Genomic DNA, 24831 nt, shown 5'->3' on the forward strand with positions numbered 1-24831 from the left:
TGATTAACTATCCCTATGTTATTACCCATGAGTTGGTTATGCCACCCACTTTTCTAGGCTGCACCCCAACTTCATTTATTTAGAAGCCATAAATGGACATTCCACCATCAACCAATAACGTCTGACCCGTTATGTACCCTGCTGCATCTGATGCCAGGAATACAACTGGTCCTACCACTTCTTCCAGTTCTCCCACTCGCTGTAGCGGTGTGCGGCTTACAATTTCCTGCAAATACTGAGGATCATCCAGCAGCTTTTCAGTCAAAGGTGTTCGGAAATACCATGGCCCTACTGAATTGACACGGATTCCATACTTGCCCCATTCCAGTGCGAGCACTTTGGTCATATGGATTAACGCAGCTTTGGTCGCGCCATATACAACCCCTGTCCGTAAAGCCGTATGCCCACCTACCGAAGAGATGTTAATGATCTTCCCAGTCCCACGTTCTTTCATATGCTGACCAGCCAATTGCGAAGCGAAGAAAGCCGATTTTAAGTTTGTCTGCATGATGGTCTCCCACTGCTCGTCCGTTACTTCAAGTGCTGGCGTCCGTATGTTCATACCTGCGTTATTCACCAGAATATCTAGGCTGCCCATCTCCGAGATCGCCTCTTGAAACGTCTCTTCCATTTGTTCTCTTGATGTCACATCCGCAGACAGAGCGAGCGCTTTACGCCCTGTCTGTTCATAGATGTAGGCGGCTGTCTCCTCAATTTCTTTCATCGTTCGGGATACAAGTACAACGTCACTGCCTGATTGGGCAAGTCCAATCGCAATTGCTTTTCCGATCCCTCTCCCTGCACCTGTCACCAGTGCTGTCTGTCCATCAAGATGGAATGTGGGTACGTTCATGTTGCTCACTCCTTCATCAGATTTATAAGTTGAACTAAAGATTATTTACACTGACACTACGATGACAGAATAACCTTCCATCAATGCTTATATGTAATTGAAACCCTGACGCGAATCAGGTTACAAAATACTGGCTTGGATTGCCCAGCTCCGGATGGAACTTCTCCCGAAAGCGTCCTCCCGTATATTCCCCTATAATTTTTCGCCAGAACGCCTGGGCAATGACATTGTTCCGAACCTGGGTTACTTTCCATCTGCCAGGAAAACGTTTAAACAATTCATATGCTGCCCGAGTGCCCACCCCACTGCGCCGATATTTTTGCATCACAAAAAACTCAGTCAAATAGTAGTCATTATCCTTACTGCCAGGCTCCAATTTCTCCACCAGAGCAAACCCTGCAGGTGCCCCATCACTTGTAATCAAAAAAGGAAACTTGCGATCCTCCTCTATCCAGAATGCCTCCAGACCGGGATATTCCGGAAAAATTCCATTACTGTCTACATCAATATTCAGATATTTGGTAAAATCATATAGATAAAATTGCATTAAATGCCGTATCACCTGACTGCGTCCCCGGGGAACCAGTTCTATTTTCATATTCATCCGGTTCACCTCCTCTGCTCTACCTATACTGATTACTTTAAAGGTTTACGTGCCGAAGGGCAAGGAAGCATATCCTGCTTACTGCCTGTTTTGGTGAACAAGCTGTGAGCATGTAAATTATGGTACACTAGAACATAGAATACTATTAAATTGAATATTAATTTTATCATGTTTTTCACATGGAGGTGTCGAACTTGACCAACGTGCAAAAAGAGATTGATCGACGCAAGCTGGATGACAAACTACCTTCCATGCCTTGGTTCGTTCAGCAATTCATGGACTATAAGCTGCCTGACCTGTCCCCCTCTACCCTGCTCGAATATCTGAGAGATTACGAAGCTTTCTTCGGATGGTTGCGAGCAGAAGGGCTCTCCGAGGCAAGCTCTAATAAAGAAGTTACGTTGACTGAACTGGAAGTCCTTCGCATGGATTCGGTTACCGCCTATCGGTTATTTCTCACAACCAAACGGGAAGGAACCAATTCCAGAATTACCGTCTCTCGAAAGCTCTCTTCCCTTCGCTCCCTTTTTCATTATCTGAGTCAGATTGCGGAAGATGAAGACTTTTATCCGTTGCTGAAGCGGAACATTATGGCCAAAATCGAGATCAAGCGTACCCATAAACCCAAGGACACCGCTGCCAAACTCAAAGGTAAAATCCTGGAGGAAGAGGAACTGCTGGAATTTATCGGTTATATCCTTGAAGGTTACGCTGTTGATATGGAGAAGAACAAGCAGGCAATCTATTCCCATGAGCTCAACAAAGAACGGGACGCTTGCATTGCCAGCCTGATTCTCAATTCAGGTTTACGGGTGTCGGAAGTTGTGAACCTGAACGTCGATGACCTCGATCTGAACAACAAACTCCTGTATGTTTATCGCAAAGGTAACAATGATGAGACGTACAAAACACCCGTTTATTTCAGGGAACAGGCCAAGGACGAACTCGCGACCTATATGAATCTGCGGCAATCACGTTACCGTACGCCCAAGCGGGAAAAAGGTCTGTTCATTGCCATGCGAAACGGAGATTCAGAAGGAAGTCGAATGACCAAAAGAGCGATCCAGGCCATGATTATGAAATACGCCAAGCGCTTTGGCAAACCATACCTGACTGTGCACAAATTACGCCATTCATTCGCAACGGACTATTATTTGCAAAATGATATTTACAAAACAAAAGAGCAGCTCGGCCACGCTTCTACGGAAACGACCGAGATCTATGCTCACCTTACCGACAAAACGATGTCCGAAGCCATCGAACGCCGTACTGACGACGGGATGTAACATCCCGAACAACATAAAAGCAGCAAGCCGTATCAAGGATTTCGATCCGAGAAAGGTCTGCTGCTTGTTTTGTTTTTTGCATCATTCAAAGAGAAGAGCATAAGCAGAAATGATTTTAGTTTACATAATAAAAATTACGTTTATTCAAAGACGATCAATCACGCTCACTGTACATTCAATCATGTATAGAGACCATTATGTCCCCGTGTCTTAACATTTCTACGATTTGACTTCACCATTCTGCCTATACTCGCTCTCAACCATCGCTAACAACGCTTTGGCTATATCCTCCGTTTCATGAACTGAGTACCACGTTATATCTCTGTTTACGGTGCTCCGCTCTATAAACAGCTCTGAAGGTAGCCATGAGATCATACCCACTACCCCTTCAAGCTGATCAACCAAGGTCAGATCTTTCTCTTCTCGAACCATCACGAATTTGGGATAAGAAGCATCCTTGAAACCTTCAACAACAATCCAATCATAATCGGACAGATGACTTAACATATCCTCCAGCTTGGTTGACTGTCGCTCCATAATCGCAGTACGTTTCTCTGACATAACAACCACCGCCGAGGCCCCAGCCTCTCCAAATCGATACGAATCCGTTCCTTCTTGATCCATCTCGAAATGGTCGTGTCCATCATGCTTAATCGCCGCTACCTTAAGTCCGAAGGAAGAAAAGTGCCCGATCAGCGCGGCTGTCAAGGTTGTCTTGCCCGTGTTTTTGTATCCAACAATCTGTATGATATGTGGTTTTGTATCACTCATTGTAGTCATCTACCACTACCTCACATGACCTGAGGGCAGTTTGAGAAAGCGTACCTGCTCACCCGCAGGAATACCTTTTTTCTCAGGGGGAACAACAATCAAGCAATCACTGTCCTTAATGGTAATCATCACACTGGATTCATCTACACGGGCAGCAGCCGGTATCGCGTACACCATGCCGTTGCGAATCTCTGTGCGTCCTCGCACGAACCGTGTAAAATTATTAACTTTGGTGTATTCCTCTTTCAAGATTGCAGTCCATTCTTCCAAATAAGGATGAGCATCCGCTTGCATGGAACGAATGGTTGGACGAACAAACAGACCAAAACCTACAAAACAAGCCCCTGGGTTACCCGAAAGTGCAAAAAGCAATTTATCTTTATATACAGCAGCTGTGGTCACACTGCCTGGTCGCATCGTCACTTTGTTAAACAACATCTCCACATGTTCTTCCAGCACAAGTTCACCCATAATATCATAATCCCCGACAGACACTCCGCCTGTGGTCACCACGATATCATTATCTTGAATGGCTTCTTCCAGTTTGGCCCTTGCCGTATTCACATCGTCTGCAATAGAACCGTACATCACAGGCTCTCCACCTGCCTCAACAACCAGAGAGCGAAGCATGTAACTGTTGCTATTCCGAATCCGACCTGGTTGTAATGGTTCATCTACATCAAGCAATTCCGTGCCGGTTGCGAATATCGCCACCTTTGGACGTTGAAATACGGGAACTTCTGCTATGCCAAAAGTAGCTAACACGGACTGCTCCCCTGCCCCGATGATCGTTCCTGCTTCGAGCAGTTGCTGTCCCTCTTGGACTTCCAGTCCGATTGGGGTGATGTTAGCACCTGACAATATGTGCCGTTTCAATGCAATCCACTGTTCTCCGTCTTCTACCTTGCTCTCGGTCATCTCCATCATGACTACCGCATCCGCACCTTCCGGGACCTGTGCACCCGTCATGATGCGAGCAGTTGTACCTGAAACAATGGTGTGATCCGAGGTGTAGCCGCAAGGAATTTCATCAATTACACGAAACCAGATTTGTTGCTCACTTGATGCATCTGTAGTATCTGTACTTATAATGGCAAAGCCATCCATGCCCGATCTCCGGAAGAATGGATACGGATGAGGAGCCTGAATTGTCTCTGCAAGTGTGCGGCCATGAGCAGATTCAAGGTGGACTTTCTCAATGGAGCCTTCAGTAACTCTTGCAGCTATTTTGGCTTGGGCATCCGGTACCTGTACAGCTGTACGATTGAATTTGGCAGTTGTCATATCATGTGAATGTGAGTTCATTTTCAAAAGTATTCTTACCTCCTAGAGACATATCATCTTTTAGAAAGTGTAGCCCGAATGCTGTAAGATAACAAGTACATCACTTATTGAATCCTGTGACAAAATCTTATTTCTTGCAGGTGTAACATCCTTGACCAATATTCAACATGAATGGCATCTTGTCTGCTCATAATATAAGTGACAAAGGGAGGCGATAATCATGAGTAATCGATGTGAATTATGCGGAAGAGAACCTGTTAACACAACCGTTCATCATCTGACACCCAAAGAAATGGGCGGAACATTACTGCCAACAGCCAACCTGTGCATCCCCTGTCACAAACAGATTCATTCGCTATACACCAATCGCGACATTGTAACCCTTGGTCTCACGAACCTGCAATCCTTGAGACAGGATGAACGAATGATTCCATTTATCCGCTGGATTCGTAAACAGCCTGCTTCAACGATTCCCCGTGTACGCAAATCCAATCATGTTCGCCAATCGTAAACCAAAAAGAACAGCTCCAAGGTCATATGCCGGCGAGGTGATTCGCCTTCCCTTTTCACTGTTCTTAAATGAACTATGCGATTGGCAGCCATCCTTATGATTAGATGTTTATTATCTTCGCCTCTTAATTCGGCCGCCGCCCACTCTGGTTTTTGGTTTTTTGTAGGATTTCTTAGGTGAATCAAACAACCCACCACTGCTCTTGTTACGATCAATGGTCCCCTTGCTCTGATCCCTGTTGCGGTTGAATAATCCTCCGCCAGATCCCACGCTTGAATCTTTATCGCTTCCACGCCTTGTAATCGTACCTTTCCGATCAACAGTAATAGGTGGAGCAAGCTTCTTGTCATTACTTGTTGGTGCACGATAAGATCCTGCACTCGGTTTATACGTATCTTTATTGGTATATCCTCGATAGTTGCCATAACCTCGCCCGCCAAAAGAATCGAACAGATTACCGATTAACGTAGCGGTCAGATAACCTTGTAAAAAAGATGAATCGTAGTTCTGCCGAACATATTCCTTGGAGTCCACCTCAACCAAGGTATCCTCCGGCTTGTTCGGGTCTTGTTGCAGATGATAATACTCGTCCTGATACACGAGGAACATACGCTCTGTGTTCTCTGCCGAGATCTGATCCGGTTGCCTTTGGTCAGACAATTCCTGGGCCACTTCCGGAACGGTACGGTCAGAAGCCCGGTACACATAGGACGTTGAGTTACCACTGCCGTTAACCGATTCAAGCGGGTATGTGTCCTGAACAGAAGGTGCTCCGCACGCGGACAACAGAGACATCACAAGGCTAAGGACCAGCATTAATTTTAATCCATGTGCCAAGCGTTTTTTCATTGGGAACCTCTCCTAGCTCGAACGAATCACTTTGATATCCGCAGGAAGAATGGACTCACCCTCATACAGTGTAAATCTTCTGTCTTGCCACTCCACCCGAAGAAGCATATTATCATCCGACTGATACTGCCATACCAATTGTTCTCCAGCCTGGCCATATGGAGTTCTACCTGCCGTTGATACCATGCCTCCATACTCTTCCTCCAGATGAAATGCGCGTCCATCCAGGTCCAGTAATGTGGGCACCTCATCAGGTGCATCAAGCCTGCCATCAATTGGTGTATATAGAGCGTAACGTGTGAGTTCACGTTCTTCGATATGCAAATATCGAAATGCGGTACCATCCTGCAGCGTGAGCACAACTGCATTTCGAGCGCGATTTTGTACCCGACCAACGACTTCATAAGTGACCAGAGAAACCTCACAGATATCACCAGGTGCAAGCTGAAGCATCGTTTTCTCTGCCTGCGGTGGTTCAGGTTTTGTTAGTATTCCTTTAATTCGTTTCCATACACTCATGAGAATTACTCCTGTTCCTTATCTTATAAACAAGCTGCAATAATCAGTGCGCCCACGATATGTAAAGCGCCAGAGAACAACCCGTATCCTGTCTTCCCTTGCTGAATTCCCGTATCCAGATCCAGATTGGCCCATTTGCGAATCATAAAGTGTACAACGCTCTCCAGAATCAACAAAATGATAAAGGATACAACGGAGACCAGCAATGCCTCTCCAAGATGACCAGCTGTAGAAATGGACGTAGCGAGTACATACCCTTGTGCAAATAATTTCATCACCATACGTGTGGTTACTGCCATATTGCCAGCCTTAACTTCAGCAAAATCCTTATATTTCGTGAACAGTGAATCTACATACATCAAGACAAACAGCAAAACCGAACCAGATCCGGTCCAGACCAACATCGCCAAAATATTCAAATCCATTTACACAGCCCCCACATATCAACATGAACCGCATTTAAAAGCGAAGGAGAAATGCTCTTCTCCTCCGCTGGTTAACCCTGCTGACAACCAAGGTATTAGTTCTTATTATCGTACTGTTTCATCAATGCTGCGAGTTCGTCTTCAACAGCTTGATCTTTACCCAACTTCTCGAACTCTTCATCCAAAGACTTGCCTTTGGAAGACATTTCGTTACTTGCTTCTGCCTGTGCTTCCATCTGCATCATTTTCTCTTCCATACGCTTCATACCAGCACTTGCAGTATCAGAGCCAAACCCATTCAACGCTTTGTTGATTTCCGTTTGGGCTTTTGCTGCATTGTAGCGGGCTACCAGTGTTTCACGTTTGTTCTTCATTTGAGTCAGTTGCTTACGCATCTCGTCGAGCTTGCCACGCAGGTTATCTGCAGAAGCCTTGTTTTGGTCATAGCTGGTTTTATACTCAGCCATCTTCTCTTCAGCAGCCTTTTTCTCTTCCAGAGCACGTCGAGCCAAATCCAGATTCTGAGCACGTGCCGCCGTATGCGCCTGCTCTTCACGTTTCTTCACAAGAGCTTCCTGCTCTTCGAATAACTGCTTGAATTTCTTCTCAATGGCGATTTGTTGAGCTACTGCTTTCTCCGCATCTTCCAGATCCTCTTGCATGTCGCGGATATATTGTTCCGTCATCTTGATTGGATCTTCCGCCTTGTCAATAATGGCGTTGATGTTAGACATGGTTAGATCACGCAAACGTTTGAAAATGGACATTATGTTATTCCTCCTAGTCGATATTACATCGTATATAAACATACATACGTAACAATCTACAACTCGTTTCAATTTTAGCAAATAAAATCAAAACATTCGATGACTCTTACGTCAGGAAGATCGTTTATCTTTGATCAGATGATCTTCCATCAACCTCTCTGCAGTCTGCACGATTTCGTCGATCTGCATCCGCGTGATGGAATCAAAATGAATACCCATGATCACCGTAACGGTTACTTTCAGCTGCTGGGCAGCCTTCCGGGCAAGCCGCTCACACAGTTCTTGTTCCTTATGACCGGGAATATGTACCGTCGTCCCGCTTACGCGCTCATGATCTACATAGAATGTGGCTGCGGCGCCAATATGCGCCTTTCCTCCCGTAACGAGAAAAACCTTATCTTCTCCTGCTTCAATCACCTGTAAACGTATGGATTTCAAATCATATGTACTCATACCCATCCACCTATCCTTTTCTATATGTTATATATGGAGGAATTATGGCTTTCATGAGCTACATCGGCAATGAAAATTCTCACACTACGCATAACTTATGGATAGCCCGGGCATACCAAAGAGAACGTCATTTTGGAAAAGGAGGCCGTTATTATGCGCGTACGCCTCATTATGCTGATGGTTATCGTTATTTTTCTCGGAGGATATCATGCTCCAGTTTCATCGCGGGATGTTTCAAGCCCGCCAAGTGAATCCGTATCAGGTTCGGATTCTGCGGAAGAAGAACAACTGACATTGGGACAGTTACGTCAAAAATATGCCGATACGTTCAAAACCAATGGTCCTTCAACAAAGAAGGTTGCACTGACTTTTGATGATGTACCTGATCCACGATTTAGTCCACAAGTGCTGGATGTATTGAAGAAATACAATGTCAGAGCTACATTCTTCATCGTGGGTAGTCGTGCAGAGAAACATCCGGATCTGGTGAAACGCATCATTAAGGAAGGGCATATGGTTGGTAATCACAGCTACAATCATCCTGAATTCAGTAAGCTGTCGATGAATGCCTTTCGCAAACAAATTTTACATACCGGGGATATTATTCGACGTTTGGCGGGATATACGCCGAAGATGATTCGGCCGCCTTATGGAGACATTAATGAAGAACAGCTGAGATGGGCTGCCAAACAACACTATAGCATTGTGAACTGGAACGTAGACTCTCTGGACTGGAAAGGCCTTTCAAAGGAACAGGTGAAAGATAACATCCTGTCTGCCGTAAAACCAGGCTCCATCGTTCTGCAACATGCTGGAGGCGGTGTAGGATCAAACCTGAACGGCACGATTGAGGCTTTGCCTGAAATCATTGAGGAATTGCAAAAGCGCGGATATGAACTTGTCACCTTGGACGAAATGCTGGGATTGTCAAAGGCCAAAGATTAAGATGACGATGAAGAAATAAATGAGAATATTAAAAGGGTGCTGTTCAATCGCAAGTTTGCGACTGGCAGACACCCTGTTTGAATTCGTTAGATGTAATTAATTTTCTACTTCAGAATGTACAGCTCGATATCCTGAAATCCAAATGTGCTTACGGACTGTTTGCTACCCGGGATAAAGATATCAATCCGGTGACCCTTGATTGCACCGCCTACATCACGCGCTGTGGCTACAAAAGCCTGTTTTGGCAATCCTGGATGGCTGTGACCCGTTACCAGTACTTTGGTTCCGAGTGGAATTACACTTGGATCAACTGCAATCGTACCCAGTTCAAGGTCATTTCCGAAATAATCGACTGCACCCCAGCCTCCATTTTCAGACGGATCTGCAGAGTATGCCGTTGCTTTCACGTTCACAGCTTTGCTGTAATCGAATGTTTTACCCCAGGCTTGAACCACTTTGTTATCTGCGTTAACGTCCAAGCTTGCTGTAGTAACCGTTTTGGCTTGGGTCTTGCTCCCCGTCGCCGCGGCAGCTAGATTGTTTGCCTTACCAGGAATTGTAATTTTCAAACCACCATAAATATTGTAAGGTGAAATGTCGTTGTTTGCTTTAACCAACGTGTTCATTGCTACTCCATATTGTTTTGATAAGGTGTAGAAGGTATCCCCTTCTTTGGCCACATGAACTGAATCGGCGTGAGCCGGAACGGCTTGAATGAGCATTGCTGTTGTCATTAATGCTACTGCTGTTTTGGCTATACGTTTCTTGTTAATCATGGTCTTCCTCCCTCATTGTGCCTGCGAAGTTAGTTGTCGGATTCGGATGAGGAGCCCACCCTATAGGTTCTTCATTACATTTGAAACGTTATGTACCCCTAATTCACCCCAAGCAGTGTGCTGTAGATCTTCCCCCTGCACAAATCTGCATCGTTACATCCCCCGCACTCCCTGTCCGGAAGTTTCGGCAGAGTTCAATATATCACAATTTTGTAACCTGAACTTGTAGTAATTCTTACCAAATGGTTTTTTAGCATGTAAGCATATGTAAGAGTACTGGATACTTTAGAAATATTGGACGACCCGATTACTTTACATTTGGTAACAGAATAGTTACTTTTCCGAATCCATACGTGATTATTAACCATAAAAAAATAGCGTCACCGACTCGAAGTCAGTAACGCTATTGATCACTTTCATTTAGAGTACTTTGGCAAGAAAATCACGTGTACGTGAATTTTTTGGTGCTCCAAACACCTCATCAGGTGTTCCCTCTTCTACAATAACCCCGCCATCCATGAACAGGATCCGGTCTCCTACTTCACGTGCAAAACCCATCTCATGCGTTACAATGACCATAGTCATCCCACCTTCTGCAAGACGTTTCATGACATCCAACACTTCACCGACCATCTCGGGGTCCAGTGCCGAAGTAGGCTCGTCAAACAGCATGACATGCGGCTGCATAGCCAATGCTCTTGCAATAGCGATCCGCTGCTTCTGTCCACCGGACAGCTGATTCGGGAATGTATCTTTTTTATCGTACAAGCCCACAGTGTTAAGCAGATCAGCAGCAATTTTCTCCGCTTCCTGCGTGGATTGTTTCTTCACTTTAATCGGAGCAATCGTGATGTTTTGCTGTACCGTTTTGTGTGGGAACAGGTTGAAATGCTGGAACACCATGCCCATTTTTTCCCGAGTTGCATTAATGTTGTGCTTGGGGTCCGTAATTGAAACACCTTCAAAATCGATTTCACCTGATGTAGGTTGTTCCAAGAGGTTCAGACAACGCAAGAATGTACTTTTACCTGAACCGGAAGGACCGATAACCACGACAACCTCGCCTTTGCCAATCGTCACATTAATGCCCTTAAGCACATCGTTATTTCCATAAGATTTGTGTAATTGTCTAACGTCTATCACTTGCACTCAACTTCCTTTCCAGTCGTCCCAGCAGCTTGGACAAAATAAACGTCATTACAAAGTAGATGGCTGCTGCAATCAAAAATGGACTCAAGCCTTGGTACGTAATGTTCTTGACTACACTTGCCTGATACATAATGTCCACCATACCGATAACAGAGATAATGGAGGATTCCTTGATAATCGTTATGAATTCATTACCAATTGCCGGCAATACGGCCTTGAAAGCCTGTGGCAATATGATGTAGCGCATGGCTGCACCTCTGCCCATTCCGAGGGAGCGAGCTGCTTCCAACTGGCCACGATCCACCCCTTGGATACCTGCACGGAAAATCTCCGCTAGATACGCACCACTATTAATGGAAAGCGTGATGATACCTGCCTGAAGGGCAGTGAAGTTAATGCCAAAGCTCAGGGAAAAACCATAGTAAATAATCATTAATTGTACCAGCATCGGTGTGCCACGGATCACTTCAACGTAAGCAGTACCGATCCAGCGCAAGATTGCAGCGTCATGCAAACGGAACAAACAGATGATCAATCCAATAATTACCCCGAAGATAACCCCAAGTGCAGACAACAGAAGTGTGTATCCTACACCTGTAGCATAGAAACTTTTGTACTCCCAGAATACTTGGAAAATATTTTGTGATTTGTTCGCTTTATCCGCCATCAAGAGGCTGGCGTCCGTCACCATCTGATTGATTTTATCTTCACTTTTCAGTCGCTCCAGTGTTCCATTTACTGCAGCTAGCAGCTCGGTATTACCTTTACGAATCCCGATTGCCGCTTCTGCTTGCTCTTCGTCCGGAACAGCAGCAGCAAGTCCAATGATATCGTCCAGATAACCTGCAGCAACGGTATCTTCAACGATTGCCGCGTCAATGCGTTTTGTTTGCAGTTGAAGCACGATATCGGAGATTTTATCCAGCGCAGTAAGCTTCGCTCCTGGAATACTCTGTCCGATCGTTTCCTGAATGGAGCCTTTCTGAACGCCAATCTTCGCATTTTCAAGTTCTGCCATGGTTGGATATTGGTCTTTATCCACATTGCGAACCATAATCACTTGTTTTGATTTATAATAGGTGTCGGAAAAATCGATACTTTTCTTCCGTTCATCCGTCGGCGTCATACCTGAAATCACCAGATCAACACGCCCGCTCTGCAATGAAGGCAGAAGACCGTCGAAGCCCATATCCTCAATCACAAGCTCAGCGCCAAGATCTTTGGCAATCTCTTTGGCGATCTCAATATCGAAGCCGACGATTTCATCTTTACCATTAATCACTTTATGGAATTCGTATGGTGCAAAATCGGCACTTGTACCGAGCACCAGCTTTTTACTGCCTGAATTATCTGTAGTTCCACTTGCAAGTGCCACAGGAACGGCAGTTGTCAGCAGAACAACAAAGGTCAACAGCATCATGGTGTAACGACTTATTAATTTCAACCTTTTTCTCTCCCCTTACAATACTTTGTATGCTTCTCATGTTGATGACTGAGTCATTATAAAGTACAATGCATGATTATGCAATGCATTTTGACAATACAAATCTTGACTTGTTTCTGAAAAAATAAAGCAAACATGATATAATCAATAAATTATTTTCATTTTGCATAAGGAGTTTACTAATGACATCTAACAAATCACAGATCCTGACGGTTATTGATCAATATGCTTCCCGTTTTAAAGCCATTTCATCATATATCGGTGCCAACCCCGAACTGGGGAATGAAGAGTATCTTGCTTCTGCTCGTCTAAAAGAAGAACTGATCTATCACGGGTTCACTGTAGAGGCTCCAATCCTTGGACTGGAGACAGCCTTTATCGGAACCTATTCAGCCGCCAAACCCGGCCCTACCATTGCATTATTGTGTGAATATGACGCATTGCCGGAGATCGGTCATGCTTGTGGTCACCATCTGATCTGCATGATGAGTCTTGGGGCTGCTGTGGGGCTGAAATCCATTCTGGAAGAAGTCGGCGGAACAATTAAAGTGTTTGGTACACCCGCTGAGGAGACACGTGGTGCCAAAGTTCCGATGGCGGAAGCAGGTCTGTTCGATGACTGTGATGTCGCTCTCATGGCGCATCCGTATTATGCCTACGAAAAGTCAGGCAGTTCGCTGGCTATTGATGCTGTGCAATTTGAATTCCATGGCCGATCTTCACATGCTGCTGCAAGTCCGCACGAAGGTATTAATGCTCTTGATGCCGTCATTCAAACGTTCAACGGAATCAACGCATTCCGGCAACAAGTGAAAAGCACCGTTCGGATTCATGGTGTGATCAACAATGGAGGTCAGGCAGCAAATATCATTCCTGACTATGCTTCTGCGCAATTTTATGTACGGGCAGCAACTCGCAAAGAACTGAATATCCTCACAGAACGTGTAATTCAGATCGCTGAAGGTTCTGCTCTCCAGACAGGATGCAAGCTGGTGACATCCAACTATGAAACCTCCTATGACGAGATGGTTACCAATGAAGCATTCTCAGCTGCGTTTAGTCAAAATCTGATGGAACTTGGTATCCCGCAAGAAGAGATAGTGAGTGGTAATGATCACGGCTCTATGGACATCGGTAACGTTTCCCTGAAATGTCCTGCCATCCATCCTTACATTCGTGTTGTAGACGAGGTGCACACACTGCACTCCATAGCCTTCCGTGATCTTGCACTCCAAGAGCGTGCCCTGGACGGGATGATTCTGGGAGCCAAGGCACTCGCTACAACAGCCTATGACGTCCTGAGCCAGCCGGAACTGCTTCAATCCATCCGCACGGAGTTTGAGCAAGCTATTCGCTAAAATTCACTTTCAACATGTTATATAGGGGTGCCCTGAACAATCTTGAATCTCAAGTTGTTCAGGGCACCCTTATTCTAAATTATCTGTAAGTATATTCAGCCCGAAGCTGGAAATGCTGTGAAAGAAACCTTTGAAAACGATGAAAACAACACATTTTATTACAGTAAATGTGATTCATTTGCTGGCTAACTTGGTTAATTATAACTATAAGTGCGTGTTCAAAAGACCGGTTTTCAGTACCGAGAAGATGGGATGAAGCTAGAAATGGAGTAGCGGAGCGTAGGCAAAACTACGTGAGCAACGGACATTTCGGCTGAATTCCATATTCGATGCCAATGATGCCGATAGGCATCACTTGTAATCAAAAGCGGGCTTTTGAACAACCTCTATAACTTATCCTATATTCAGGAGGTGCTGTCATGTTGCTCGAAGCCATGTATCATGTCCCTCGTGACAAGTGGGCTTACGCCTATAATTCGTCTACCATACATCTGCGCGTACGAACCAAGCGCAATGATGTGCAATACGTGACTGCACTGACCGGAGATAAGTACAATTGGAACGGAACCTACAAGGAAATTCAACTGGAGAAAGCTGCTTCCGATCGCATGTTTGATTATTGGGAGGCTGCCGTCAGGCCACAATTCAAACGTCTCACCTATATATTTCGGATAACTGCCGGTTCAGAAGATGTTTTTCTAGCGGATAATGGAATTCATTATGAGACCCCCTATCCAACTGGAGGATATTATGAGTTCTCGTATATACATGAAATTGATGTGTTTAAGGTGCCCGAGTGGGCAAAAGAAGCCGTCTTTTATCAGATCATGACGGAACGGTTTGCTAATGGAGATCCCAAGCTGAATCCAAAAGAAACGGATGACTGGGGTGGCAAACCTGAGTTGGACAATTATTTTGGTGGAGATCTGCAAGGTGTGCTGGATCATCTGTATGACTTAACTGAACTTGGCGTAAACGCCATTTACTTTACCCCGTTATTCCAGGCCAATTCCTACCACAAATACGACACGATTGATTATAAAAAAGTCGACCCCCATTTCGGTGATAATACCCTGCTTAAACAATTGACAGAAGAATGTCATCGCCTGGGTATACGTGTCATGCTTGACGCGGTGTTTAACCATTGCAGCGAAGACTTCCCTCCTTTTCAAGACGTTCTCCAGAATGGAAAAAACTCTAAGTATGCCGACTGGTTCCACATCAATGAATATCCGGTTCAGATCAAGGATGGTATACCAACCTACGATACATTTGGGTTCTATGGCAACATGCCCAAGTTCAATACAGCCAACCCTGAGGTTAAGGCATATCTACTCGATGTAGCTGAGTACTGGATCAAAGAAATTAAGCTGGATGGGTGGCGTCTGGATGTAGCAAATGAGGTGGACAACCATTTCTGGCGTGATTTTCGCAAGGTTGTTAAGGCAGCGAATCCGGAAGCCTATATTGTTGGTGAAGTCTGGAGCGACTCCCTGACATGGCTCATGGGGGATCAATTCGATTCCGTCATGAATTATCCATTTGCCGACAAAGTGCTTCAGTTCTTCTGCGGTTCAATGGATGGGTATAACTTTGCCAACGAGATGGGTTCACTGATTATGCGCTATCCGCAACAAACCAACGAAGTGATCTTTAATATGTTGTGCAGCCACGATACCCCACGATTGCTTACAAGGTTAGGAGAAGACAAACGCCGTTTAAAATTGTCGGTTGTATTTCTTTTCACCTATATCGGCACACCTTGTATTTTCTACGGCGATGAGGTAGGAATTAGTGGTGATGCTGACCCGGATTGTCGAAAATGTATGGAATGGGACCCGGCCAAACAAGACAGAGAATTGTATGATTTCTATCGTCTGATGATCGATTTACGCAAAAGTAATGAAGCCCTGCGCAAAGGACGCTTCCGATTCCTCAAGGCTGATCACAATGATCCCTGTATCGTGTACGAGCGTGTGGATGACAACCTTCACTTTACCGTATGGATGAACAATACACCTCAAGATCGAACGCTTTCTCATCCTATGGAAACAAAAGACTGGAAAGATGCATTAACTGAAGAGCCTGTGTTTCCAGCCGATGGAATGATGAATATTAAGCTTGACCCCTATGGGTACCGCATTTTGTATAGACAGCTTGATCCGACAACCATCCAACACGGCTGAGGTTTAATTCTGAAGAATCATATAAAAGAAAAGAAAAACACTTCCATCGTCTCAGATGATACTTCATTCTGAACTTTGGAAGTGTTTTGTTTATTGGATTGAAAAAAGCCACAGCATGATATGCTGCGACTTTTTCAGGATTGCATTAGTTTACAGGGTCAAGTGTGATCCGACGATAAATGTCCATATATTCTTCAGCAGAGACGTTCCAGCTGTATTCTCCACCCATTGCATTCTTCACGATTTTCTTCCAGTGTTCTGGCTGTTTGTAGATCTCCTCAGCACGCCGAATGGTATTCATCATGTCATGTGCATTAAAGCTTGTGAATGAGAAACCATTCCCTTCTCCAGTAAACTCGTTATATGCCTGAACAGTATCGTTCAGACCGCCTGTTTCCCTTACGAGAGGCACACTACCGTACCGCAGAGCCAGCAGCTGACTAATACCACACGGCTCGAATCTGGATGGCATCAGGAAGATATCACTGCCTGCATAGAACCGACGGGATAACCCGTCGTTGAACTTGATCTGTGCAGACATTTTAAGTGGATAACGATTCGCGGCTTCACGGAACCAGTGTTCATACGCCTGCTCTCCTGTTCCCAGTACCGCGAATTGAATGTCATCATAATATAACAATTCATCCAGGATACGACAGACCAGATCAAGTCCTTTGGAATCCACAAGCCTTGTGACCATGACCATAAGAGGTGCATCTGGTCGAACAGGCAATCCAAGTTCCTTTTGCAGCTCAATTTTGTTTTCCGTTTTTTTGGACAGACTTGTTCTGTATTTCACCGGGATTTTGGTGTCTGTAGCCGGGTTGTAACTCTTGGTATCAATGCCATTTACAATCCCGCTGAATCGATCTCCAAGTGAACTAAGCAGTCCGTCCAGACCGTATCCGTAATAAGATGTTTTCACTTCCTGTGCGTAAGTTGGACTAACGGTTGTTACATGGTCAGCGTAGACAATTCCAGCCTTCAGGAAGTTGACATTACCGTAATACTCGGCTCCATCCACGGTGAAATATCGATCGTCCAGCTCAAGGATATCACTGAATAACTGATGCGGGAATACCCCTTGATACAACAAGTTATGTATAGTGAATACCGTACGAATATCACTGTAAAATGGATCGTGTCTGTAGTGTGCTTCAAGCACCAAAGGAATCATTCCTGCATGCCAGTCATGACTGTGCAGCACGTCAGGCTTGAACTCAATCTGTGGCAACACTTCGAGAACTGCACGGTTGAAGAAGGCGAAACGCTCGCCATCATCCATATAACCGTACACTCCATCACGCCCAAAATAATATTCATTATCCACAAAATATACTGGAATCCCATCATGAACCAGCATTTCTATTCCACAATAAGGTCTCCGCCAGCCAAGAGGCACATCCGTTGTAATTACGGGCTGTAACGCGTCTTTATACTCATCGGGAATCCCCTTGTATTTAGGCATAATCACCCGCACATCTGCCCCGCTCTTCTTCAATGCCAACGGGAGAGCACCGATTACGTCAGCAAGGCCTCCTGTTTTGATAAATGGATGTACTTCAGCAGCAGCAAATAGAATATTCATGCCTTTGTCCTCCTCTTCGGTTTGAGCGTATTGCTTTCATTATTATTCTTTGTTTTTGAACTGACGGAAGTTATACTCGCAGGTGATTCATCCGTTTTCCGACGCGTGTTCTTTTTTAGAATCACGATGCTAAGCGGAGGCAATACCAATTCGAGACTATGCGGATGCCCATGAAAAGGAATCTTTTCGGTAGGCAGTTGCATATCATTAGTAATGCCTGAACCGCCGTAAACGGAATGGTCACTGTTCAGTACTTCGGTATACATACCGGGACGCATGACACCAATCCGGTAACGCTCCCGCTTGACCGGCTGAAAGTTAATGAGCACAAGGAGTGTATCCGCAGGTTTTTTTCCTTTGCGTACGTATGAAATGACACTCTGGTCCTGATCATCCGGAGTGATCCATTCATAACCGTCCAAGGAATGATCAAGCTCCCACAAAGCTTTTTCACTCAAGTACAGGTTAGACAGCTCACGCTCAAACTTATGCAAATTGCGGTGACTGTCATAATCCAGCAAGAACCAGTCCAGTTGATCTTCATCTTTCCATTCGATGAACTGGCCAAAGTCTCCACCCATAAACAACAGCTTTTTCCCTGGGAAAGTCATAAAATAGCCCAGAAAAGCACGCATGCCGGCAAATTTCTGCTCATAGGTTCCTGGCATCTTGTCGAGGAGCGACTTTTTGCCATGAACAACCTCGTCATGTGACAGAGGTAGCACATAATTTTCAGCAAAGGAGTATACGACCGGGAAAGTCAGCAAATGATGTTTGGAAGGACGCTCATGAAAATCAGATTCCATGTAATCAAGCGTATCGTTCATCCAGCCCATGTTCCATTTGTAGTTGAAGCCCAGACCACCTTCATCTACAGGTAAAGTCACCATTGGCCATGCACTGGATTCTTCAGCCATCATCAATGCATAAGGGAAATACTTGAACACCGTCTGATTCAGCTGCTGCAAAAAAGCTACAGCTTCCTTGTTCTTAAGACCACCTTCATCATTGGTACGATATTGACCTGGCTGCTTCTCAAAATCAAGCCGAAGCATACTCGTAACCGCATCAACACGGAGTCCGTCAAAATGATACATCTCCATCCAATATAATGCATTGGAGATCAGAAATGAACGAATCTCAGGTTTCGAGTAGTCAAAGCTAAGAGTACCCCAGCCTGGCTTCTCTGCTAACATCGGGTCTGCATACTCATACAAAGGCGTACCATCAAACATACGCAACCCATGAGCATCTTTGGCAAAATGCGCTGGTACCCAATCCAGCAGAACTCCAATTCCAGCCTGATGTAGTGTATCCACCAGATACATCAGATCTTTGGGCTGTCCGTAACGGCTTGTTGGCGCGTAAAATCCAGTGTTTTGGTATCCCCACGAAAGATCATAAGGATGCTCACTAAGAGGCATCATCTCAACATGTGTATATTTCATTTCCAATAAGTAAGGAACAAGCAAATCAGCCATCTCTCGATAACTGTAGAGGCTTCCGTCTTCTTTGCGCTTCCAGGTTCCCATATGCATTTCATAAATATGTAGGGGTTTATTATACAGCCCGCGTTGTTTGCGTCTCCAGGCTCCATCATTCCATTTGTACCCTTCGATTGAACTGGTGACAGAGGCTGTCTGAGGTCGAACCTCCGCATGAAACGCATAAGGATCGGCTTTGAGCAATTCTGTTCCGTCTTCCGTTAATATACGGAACTTGTATAAAGTTCCTTCACTAATTTCCGGAAAAAAACGACTCCAAAATCCTGATTCGGGTATCTTATATAAAGGTTCCTTTTCACCTTTCCATCCATTACGGTCCAGAGCCAATCCTACTTCTGCGGCATTTGGTGCCCACACGGTAAAGCGATACCCCTGACGGCCATCGCAGATCTCAGGCTGTGCGCCCAAAATTCGATAACTGTGATGAAGGTTACCTTCATGAAATAAATAAATATGCTCCGGCAATATGTCCGGGTGTGCCAACGGTTGAATGGCCAAGAGATCACCTTCTTCTCAAGAAAATAGATATAACAGTAACCATTACCCCATTCTAGCCAAGTTGAAAAGAAAAATGCGGTGTCTTAGAAAATGTTGTCTTTTTTCTGAATTTTTACAGTAACAATCGTTTCATCTGCTCTACTTTGCGTTAATGATGTACTACAATGCACAATATTTTGGGAGGGAAACGATTATGTTTAATAAAGATTGCATCGCTATGCTGTTGGCGGGAGGAGAAGGGAAGCGATTAGCCCCTTTAACCTCAAGTATCGCAAAACCCGCTGTACCGTTTGGCGGGCACTACCGGATCATCGATTTTCCTCTCAGTAACTGCGTAAACTCAGGGATCGATACTGTAGGAGTATTAACGCAGTACCAAGCGGAATCTTTGCATGATCACATTGGTCAAGGCGAACCATGGGGACATGGTAACTCAAGTCAGGCAGGAATTTCCTTACTTCCATCTTATCATACAGGAAATGACGAATACTTGGGAACGGCGGATGCTATTTATAAAAATATTGACTATATTGATCAGCAAAACCCCGAAAATGTTCTAATTTTGTCGGGTGATCATATTTATCATATGAATTATCGCGAGATGTTGGAGGCTCATCAGGCCAATAATGCAGCAGCAACGATTTCAGTAATGGAAGTTCCATGGGATGAAGCACATCGCTTCGGTATTATGGCTGCTGATGAGAATTTACGTGTAACCGAGTTTGCCGAGAAACCGGCTGAACCAAAAAGTAATCTGGCTTCAATGGGCATTTACATGTTCAAATGGGATTATCTGAAACGCCATCTCTTGGAAGATGCCGCTAACCCTGAATCCAGCCATGACTTCGGTAAAGATGTTATTCCTCAAATGTTGAACGAAAATAATCCCCTCTTTGTCTATAACTTTAATGGTTATTGGAAAGATGTAGGAACGGTTAAGAGCCTTTGGGATGCACATATGGATCTGTTACACAACGAGGAAGACTGGAGTCTGCAAAAAGAAAACTGGCCGATGTTTACTCGCGACTGGCGCTCCAAGCCAAGTGCTTACAAAGCAAGACATACAAAGATCGAACATGTTACTTCCATGATTCACGACTCTTGTGCAATCGAAGGTCGTTCGGAGCGTTCCGTTATCTTCTGCGGTGCAGAAGTGGGTAAAGGCTCTGAGGTTAAAGACAGTGTCGTTATGCCTAATGCACGCATAGGCCGTGGGGTTCACATCGAACGCGCCATCATCGGTGAAGGGGCAATAATCAAGGACGGTGCAATTGTTAAAGGTACGGCAGATGAAATTGTTGTCGTTGGACCTAACGAGATCGTCTCTGCCAAACCGGCTGTCCGTACGCAACCTGTTCGTATGTTGAAAGAAGTATATGAGAAAAGTGGGCGCCTGCGCACAGGTGAACTTTCTTCATAATAATATGCAAAAAAGGTGAGCCTTGAATGGCTCACCTTTTTTTGTGTTGATATGGATGTTATAAAGCGTAACATGCTCGAGGGTCAGGTAGAAAAATCTCTTATCTTTTAAAACCTTAAGACTTTTCTATATCCGATTTTGTATCGCTTGCTGTCCTCTCATCTGTGACTTCAGCATCACCAGACGCGTTTACAGATTCTTCTGTACCCATTTCCTCAGGCACAGCCGGTAACGTAACCGTAACGGTTGTACCAGATCCAAGTTCACTCTGCATCGTGATCGTCCCCTCATGCAGTTCTACCAGTTCTTGCGTAATCGCAAGACCCAGTCCCGTTCCCCCATTTTGATGATTAACCTGGAAGAAGCGGTCCCGTACTTTGATTAGGTGTTCTTCACTAATTCCGATACCGGTGTCCTGAACAGCTGCAATGATCTGACCATTTTCCTCTTTGACGGACAAGAAGATCCAGGAATTCTCGTGTGAAAATTTGATCGCATTATCCACAATGTTTAAGAAGACTTGTTTCAGTCTGTTGCCGTCCCCATGGACATTATAAGCACGTGTCTCGTCCGTTTCCAACTTGAGATGGACCTGTTTTTGTTCCGCTTTGGCCCAGACATTCAACATCGTTTCCTGTACAATTTCACGAATGTTGACCGTTCCTTTGACCAGCTTCATCTGATTTTGCTGTAATTTGGAGAAATCCAGCATCTCTTCAACAAGTCCAATCAGTCGTTCGGTTTCCTTGGAAATGATGCCCATACCGATACGGGTTTCTTCCGGATCATAACCGCCTGAGTCCAGTGTCTCGCTCCAGCCCTTAATGCTGGTCAGAGGTGTTCTTAATTCATGTGAGATCGAAGAGATAAAATCATCTTTGATCTGATTACTGCGCACAATCTCATGTGCCATGAAGTTAAGTGTTGATGCCAATTCGCCCAGTTCGTGCTTATAATTCCCTTTAACCCTGACATCCAGCCGTCCTCTGGCCATTTGAGCAGATACTGCGGTGATGTTGTTAATTGGACGTACAATGGAATTTGCCATACCAACGCTGATGATCAATACTATAGCAAGCACGCCAACACCGACCGCAGCGGCGAGTAGTCCCATATTCAACAGCTTTGAATTCACATCTTCGAGTGAAGTCAGATATCGAATTACATAAGTATTTTCGCCGCCCAGATCAAACTTGTGTGAAACGGCCATGACGGATTCTCCAGTACCTGGTTGTCTTCCAATCCAGCGTCCCATATCCCCATTCAGAGCCTGCATAATATCACTGGTTTGCAGCACAGCACGGTCAGATTCAAAAGCAGTCGAACTCGCCAATACGCGCCCGTTCAGATCCAAAATTTCCAATTCAGTATTGGACAATGCCAAGTTCACAAGGAGTCTAGATAGATTATTGCCATCCTCCGTAGTATTCTCACGAGCGATTGGCTCGAAAAAGTCCTTTGAATTAGAAATGTGGGTACTAATCGTATTGTAGATACTTTCATAATAATACCTTTGTACTGCCAACATAAATACGAATTCGACCAACAGCAGAGCGAGAAAAACTACAAAGAAATAATGTAGTACGATCTGCCGAGTAATGCCTTTTTTAATCATTGCTCCCGGCCCTTCCATTTGTACCCGTGACCCCATACAGTTTGCAGGTATTCGGGCTCGGAAGGATTGTTCTCAATTTTTTGACGCAGACGACGAATGTTGACATCCACAATTTTTGGATCACCCATGTACTCTTTTCCCCATACATGATCTAACAATACATCGCGGCTGAGCGGTGTATTTTCTTTTTCCAGGAAAAACTGAATCAAGGAAAACTCCGTTGGAGTCAACTCAATGGCTTCATTCTGTTTCTTGAATTGCTTTGAGATCAGATCCAGTGAAAATGGCCCAGACTGGAACGTAACCTTTGCCGCAGTTTCCCGATGCACGTTTACACGGCGTAATAATGACTGAATACGTGCAATCAACTCTGTTGGGCTGAAAGGCTTGCTGACATGATCATCTGCACCAACGGAGAGAGCATACACTTTATCCTGTTCCTGAACTTTCGCGGTCAAAAAGATGATGCCCAGACGTTCATTAGTTTCACGGATGCGTCGACAGACCTCAAATCCATCAATACCAGGTACCATGACATCCAGTAGAGCCAGATCAATATCCGGTACTGTCTGCAGTATCCGGAGCGCTTCATGGCCGTCACCCGCCTCAAGCACTTCGAATCCGTTTCTCTTTAAATTAATCACTATAAAACTGCGGATGGATTCTTCATCCTCAAGAATAAGTACTTTACTCATTAAGTTCTCCCTTTCTATTCAGCTGAGAAGTATTGCTTAGTGCATCTTTACCCGCCTCTGATTGTGCTACTCGTGAAGCAATAACCCGATCTTTGGTACGCGTAATTTCCTTCCAGCTTTTACCCTTCTCCTGCTCCCACTTGGAAAGGGTGAAATATTTGATCTCTGCCACGGTTTCGTCCGTATCAATCATTTTAAATCGAATATATTTTTCCTTCTCCGATTTGGTGTCAATAGTAATCTTACCGTACCATTCTGGTTTGAGATTTAGATGAAATAAATCAGCGTCATCCCGGAATTGGAACGAGACAAATTTCTTGCCTTCTTTACCATCCCATTGGTAATAGGTATAGAACCACAACCTGGAGTCAAAAACGTAATGCTCCCAGCCTTTCGGAGTCTCTTTAAGTCCAAACTCAATAATACCATCATTATCGACATCACCGCTTAAAATTTTGTCATCTCTATACGTTTGATCTGGTGATTTAAAAGCATTGACTAACTTGTTATCCTTAACATACATAATTTGCGAGAAGGAACTCCGATCATCCAGCTCGGCATCCAGTACAATGCCCATCTGTCCTTCGGCGATCTCTCCGCCCAGCGCATTATAAACTTCTTTAACGGTATAATCGGTCTGCACCCGATCCACTTCCTTGAAGCTGCCATCTTCGTACTGGTATAACGCAATCGTTGCAAAACCGCTGTTGTTCAGCGAAATGATAACAAAATCACTCTTGCCATCCCCACTTAAATCCAGCGTGTTCCCCTGCGCATTATCAATAATATATTGATTATACGGAACTCCACCCAAGACCTGCTCCAGTGCCCCGCCCTTGTAGGAATATGCAGTCAGGGCCTTCTGCTCCTGCAGACTTACACCAAGAATAATATCCGGATTTCCGTCATTCGTAATATCCAATACTTTAAAGGATTGCAGCTCATTTCCCGGCACATCAAATGTAAGCTTTTTAACCCATGTGCCTCCCTGCTCTTCCAAAATCATGCCATGGATTCGCACATTCTCATTTGGTGTCTCATAAAAAACAATCGCTTCCCGAGTTCCATCCCCATTCAGGTCTTCTACTCGAATCATACTGGTGTTATTCATATCCTTGGGACGAATCAACGTGCTCTCTGGCGGCAGTTTAACCTGAACCACGTTGTACAGTTTCTCCTTATCGGTGGACATCATTGGTTTTCTCATCAAACCTTTGGGGTCACTTATGACTGTGCATCCGCTTAGAACAGAACCAAGCATGATCGCCATTGTTCCTGCTGCTACAAAGCGTCCCCACCGTGAATTAAACAATCTCATCACTCTTTTCAA

The 24831-nt window shown here is 44.7% G+C and carries 23 protein-coding genes and 1 riboswitch; of the genes, 6 read left to right on the top strand and 17 right to left on the bottom strand.

What is annotated here, in order from left to right; genetic code table 11:
- Positions 1-79 precede the first annotated feature (79 nt).
- Both NST33_RS17150 and NST33_RS17155 read right to left on the bottom strand, forming a co-directional pair.
- Entirely contained in the window at positions 80-853 is a 774-nt protein-coding gene (locus NST33_RS17150) for a glucose 1-dehydrogenase (RefSeq protein ID WP_339177076.1), read from the bottom strand.
- A 115-nt stretch (positions 854-968) separates the two neighbouring features.
- Entirely contained in the window at positions 969-1457 is a 489-nt protein-coding gene (locus NST33_RS17155; protein WP_339304172.1) for a GNAT family N-acetyltransferase, read from the bottom strand.
- A gap of 179 nt (positions 1458-1636) precedes the next feature.
- On the opposite strand from NST33_RS17155, the gene xerS reads away from it, so the two are divergent.
- A complete protein-coding gene (xerS, locus tag NST33_RS17160; protein ID WP_339304174.1) occupies positions 1637-2743 on the top strand; it encodes a tyrosine recombinase XerS in 1107 nt (368 codons plus the stop codon).
- 219 nt (positions 2744-2962) lie between these two features.
- Here the strand turns inward: xerS and mobB are convergent, their stop codons facing one another.
- Both mobB and glp read right to left on the bottom strand, forming a co-directional pair.
- A complete protein-coding gene (mobB, locus tag NST33_RS17165) occupies positions 2963-3523 on the bottom strand; it encodes a molybdopterin-guanine dinucleotide biosynthesis protein B (RefSeq protein WP_221821606.1) in 561 nt (186 codons plus the stop codon).
- 6 nt (positions 3524-3529) lie between these two features.
- Entirely contained in the window at positions 3530-4819 is a 1290-nt protein-coding gene (gene glp / locus NST33_RS17170) for a gephyrin-like molybdotransferase Glp (RefSeq protein WP_339308722.1), read from the bottom strand.
- A gap of 199 nt (positions 4820-5018) precedes the next feature.
- Here glp and NST33_RS17175 point away from each other — a divergent pair, with 199 nt between their 5' ends.
- On the top strand, positions 5019-5309 hold the full coding sequence (locus NST33_RS17175) for an HNH endonuclease (RefSeq protein ID WP_221821607.1): 291 nt from the start codon (positions 5019-5021) through the stop codon (positions 5307-5309).
- Between the two features lie 111 nt (positions 5310-5420).
- Here NST33_RS17175 and NST33_RS17180 read toward each other — a convergent pair whose 3' ends face one another.
- The 5 genes from NST33_RS17180 to NST33_RS17200 all read right to left on the bottom strand — a co-directional run bounded on the left by NST33_RS17180 (position 5421) and on the right by NST33_RS17200 (position 8322).
- On the bottom strand, positions 5421-6158 hold the full coding sequence (locus NST33_RS17180; RefSeq protein WP_221821608.1) for a DUF4247 domain-containing protein: 738 nt from the start codon (positions 6156-6158) through the stop codon (positions 5421-5423).
- A gap of 12 nt (positions 6159-6170) precedes the next feature.
- On the bottom strand, positions 6171-6677 hold the full coding sequence (locus NST33_RS17185; RefSeq protein WP_076210134.1) for a DUF4178 domain-containing protein: 507 nt from the start codon (positions 6675-6677) through the stop codon (positions 6171-6173).
- A gap of 23 nt (positions 6678-6700) precedes the next feature.
- A complete protein-coding gene (locus NST33_RS17190; protein WP_036613690.1) occupies positions 6701-7102 on the bottom strand; it encodes a DUF350 domain-containing protein in 402 nt (133 codons plus the stop codon).
- 95 nt (positions 7103-7197) lie between these two features.
- Positions 7198-7869, bottom strand: coding sequence for a PspA/IM30 family protein (locus tag NST33_RS17195; protein WP_339304176.1), 672 nt, complete (start codon positions 7867-7869; stop codon positions 7198-7200).
- 111 nt (positions 7870-7980) lie between these two features.
- Entirely contained in the window at positions 7981-8322 is a 342-nt protein-coding gene (locus NST33_RS17200; RefSeq protein WP_221821609.1) for a hypothetical protein, read from the bottom strand.
- 153 nt (positions 8323-8475) lie between these two features.
- Here NST33_RS17200 and NST33_RS17205 point away from each other — a divergent pair, with 153 nt between their 5' ends.
- Positions 8476-9267 (top strand): polysaccharide deacetylase family protein, encoded by a 792-nt coding sequence (locus NST33_RS17205; protein WP_339304178.1) that lies wholly within the window; start codon positions 8476-8478, stop codon positions 9265-9267.
- A 104-nt stretch (positions 9268-9371) separates the two neighbouring features.
- Here NST33_RS17205 and NST33_RS17210 read toward each other — a convergent pair whose 3' ends face one another.
- From NST33_RS17210 to NST33_RS17220, 3 genes are all read right to left on the bottom strand, one after another.
- Positions 9372-10043, bottom strand: coding sequence for a 3D domain-containing protein (locus NST33_RS17210; protein ID WP_221821611.1), 672 nt, complete (start codon positions 10041-10043; stop codon positions 9372-9374).
- A gap of 2 nt (positions 10044-10045) precedes the next feature.
- Positions 10046-10243: riboswitch (cyclic di-AMP (ydaO/yuaA leader) on the bottom strand.
- Positions 10244-10463: 220 nt separating this feature from the next.
- Positions 10464-11186, bottom strand: coding sequence for an amino acid ABC transporter ATP-binding protein (locus NST33_RS17215; protein ID WP_017688094.1), 723 nt, complete (start codon positions 11184-11186; stop codon positions 10464-10466).
- Positions 11173-12636 carry an ABC transporter substrate-binding protein/permease gene (locus tag NST33_RS17220; protein ID WP_221821613.1) on the bottom strand — a complete coding sequence of 488 codons (1464 nt, stop codon included), beginning with the start codon at positions 12634-12636 and terminating at the stop codon, positions 11173-11175. Before NST33_RS17220 ends, NST33_RS17215 begins: the two co-directional genes overlap by 14 nt.
- 182 nt (positions 12637-12818) lie before the next feature.
- On the opposite strand from NST33_RS17220, the gene NST33_RS17225 reads away from it, so the two are divergent.
- A complete protein-coding gene (locus NST33_RS17225) occupies positions 12819-13994 on the top strand; it encodes a M20 family metallopeptidase (RefSeq protein WP_339304180.1) in 1176 nt (391 codons plus the stop codon).
- A gap of 419 nt (positions 13995-14413) precedes the next feature.
- Positions 14414-16180, top strand: a complete 1767-nt coding sequence (locus NST33_RS17230) for an alpha-glycosidase (RefSeq protein WP_339304182.1) — start codon at positions 14414-14416, stop codon at positions 16178-16180.
- Positions 16181-16325: 145 nt separating this feature from the next.
- Here NST33_RS17230 and glgA read toward each other — a convergent pair whose 3' ends face one another.
- Together glgA and glgB are read right to left on the bottom strand one after the other, a co-directional pair.
- On the bottom strand, positions 16326-17768 hold the full coding sequence (glgA, locus tag NST33_RS17235; protein ID WP_339304184.1) for a glycogen synthase GlgA: 1443 nt from the start codon (positions 17766-17768) through the stop codon (positions 16326-16328).
- Complete coding sequence (glgB, locus tag NST33_RS17240; RefSeq protein ID WP_339304185.1) at positions 17765-19771, bottom strand: 1,4-alpha-glucan branching protein GlgB; 2007 nt, start codon at positions 19769-19771, stop codon at positions 17765-17767. The genes glgA and glgB overlap by 4 nt, the downstream gene beginning before the upstream one ends.
- A gap of 193 nt (positions 19772-19964) precedes the next feature.
- Here glgB and NST33_RS17245 point away from each other — a divergent pair, with 193 nt between their 5' ends.
- Positions 19965-21191, top strand: a complete 1227-nt coding sequence (locus NST33_RS17245) for a glucose-1-phosphate adenylyltransferase (RefSeq protein ID WP_076210125.1) — start codon at positions 19965-19967, stop codon at positions 21189-21191.
- A 115-nt stretch (positions 21192-21306) separates the two neighbouring features.
- On the opposite strand, the gene NST33_RS17250 is transcribed toward NST33_RS17245, so the two are convergent.
- The 3 genes from NST33_RS17250 to NST33_RS17260 are packed head-to-tail and all read right to left on the bottom strand — an operon-like array spanning position 21307 to position 24813.
- Positions 21307-22806: a HAMP domain-containing sensor histidine kinase gene (locus tag NST33_RS17250; protein WP_221821619.1), complete on the bottom strand. Its 1500-nt coding sequence runs from the start codon at positions 22804-22806 to the stop codon at positions 21307-21309.
- Entirely contained in the window at positions 22803-23501 is a 699-nt protein-coding gene (locus tag NST33_RS17255) for a response regulator transcription factor (RefSeq protein WP_017688086.1), read from the bottom strand. The genes NST33_RS17250 and NST33_RS17255 overlap by 4 nt, the downstream gene beginning before the upstream one ends.
- Positions 23494-24813, bottom strand: coding sequence for a hypothetical protein (locus NST33_RS17260; RefSeq protein ID WP_221821621.1), 1320 nt, complete (start codon positions 24811-24813; stop codon positions 23494-23496). Before NST33_RS17260 ends, NST33_RS17255 begins: the two co-directional genes overlap by 8 nt.
- Positions 24814-24831 lie beyond the last annotated feature (18 nt).

It is taken from the genome of Paenibacillus sp. FSL L8-0435 (assembly GCF_037965655.1).
GTDB lineage: Bacteria > Bacillota > Bacilli > Paenibacillales > Paenibacillaceae > Paenibacillus.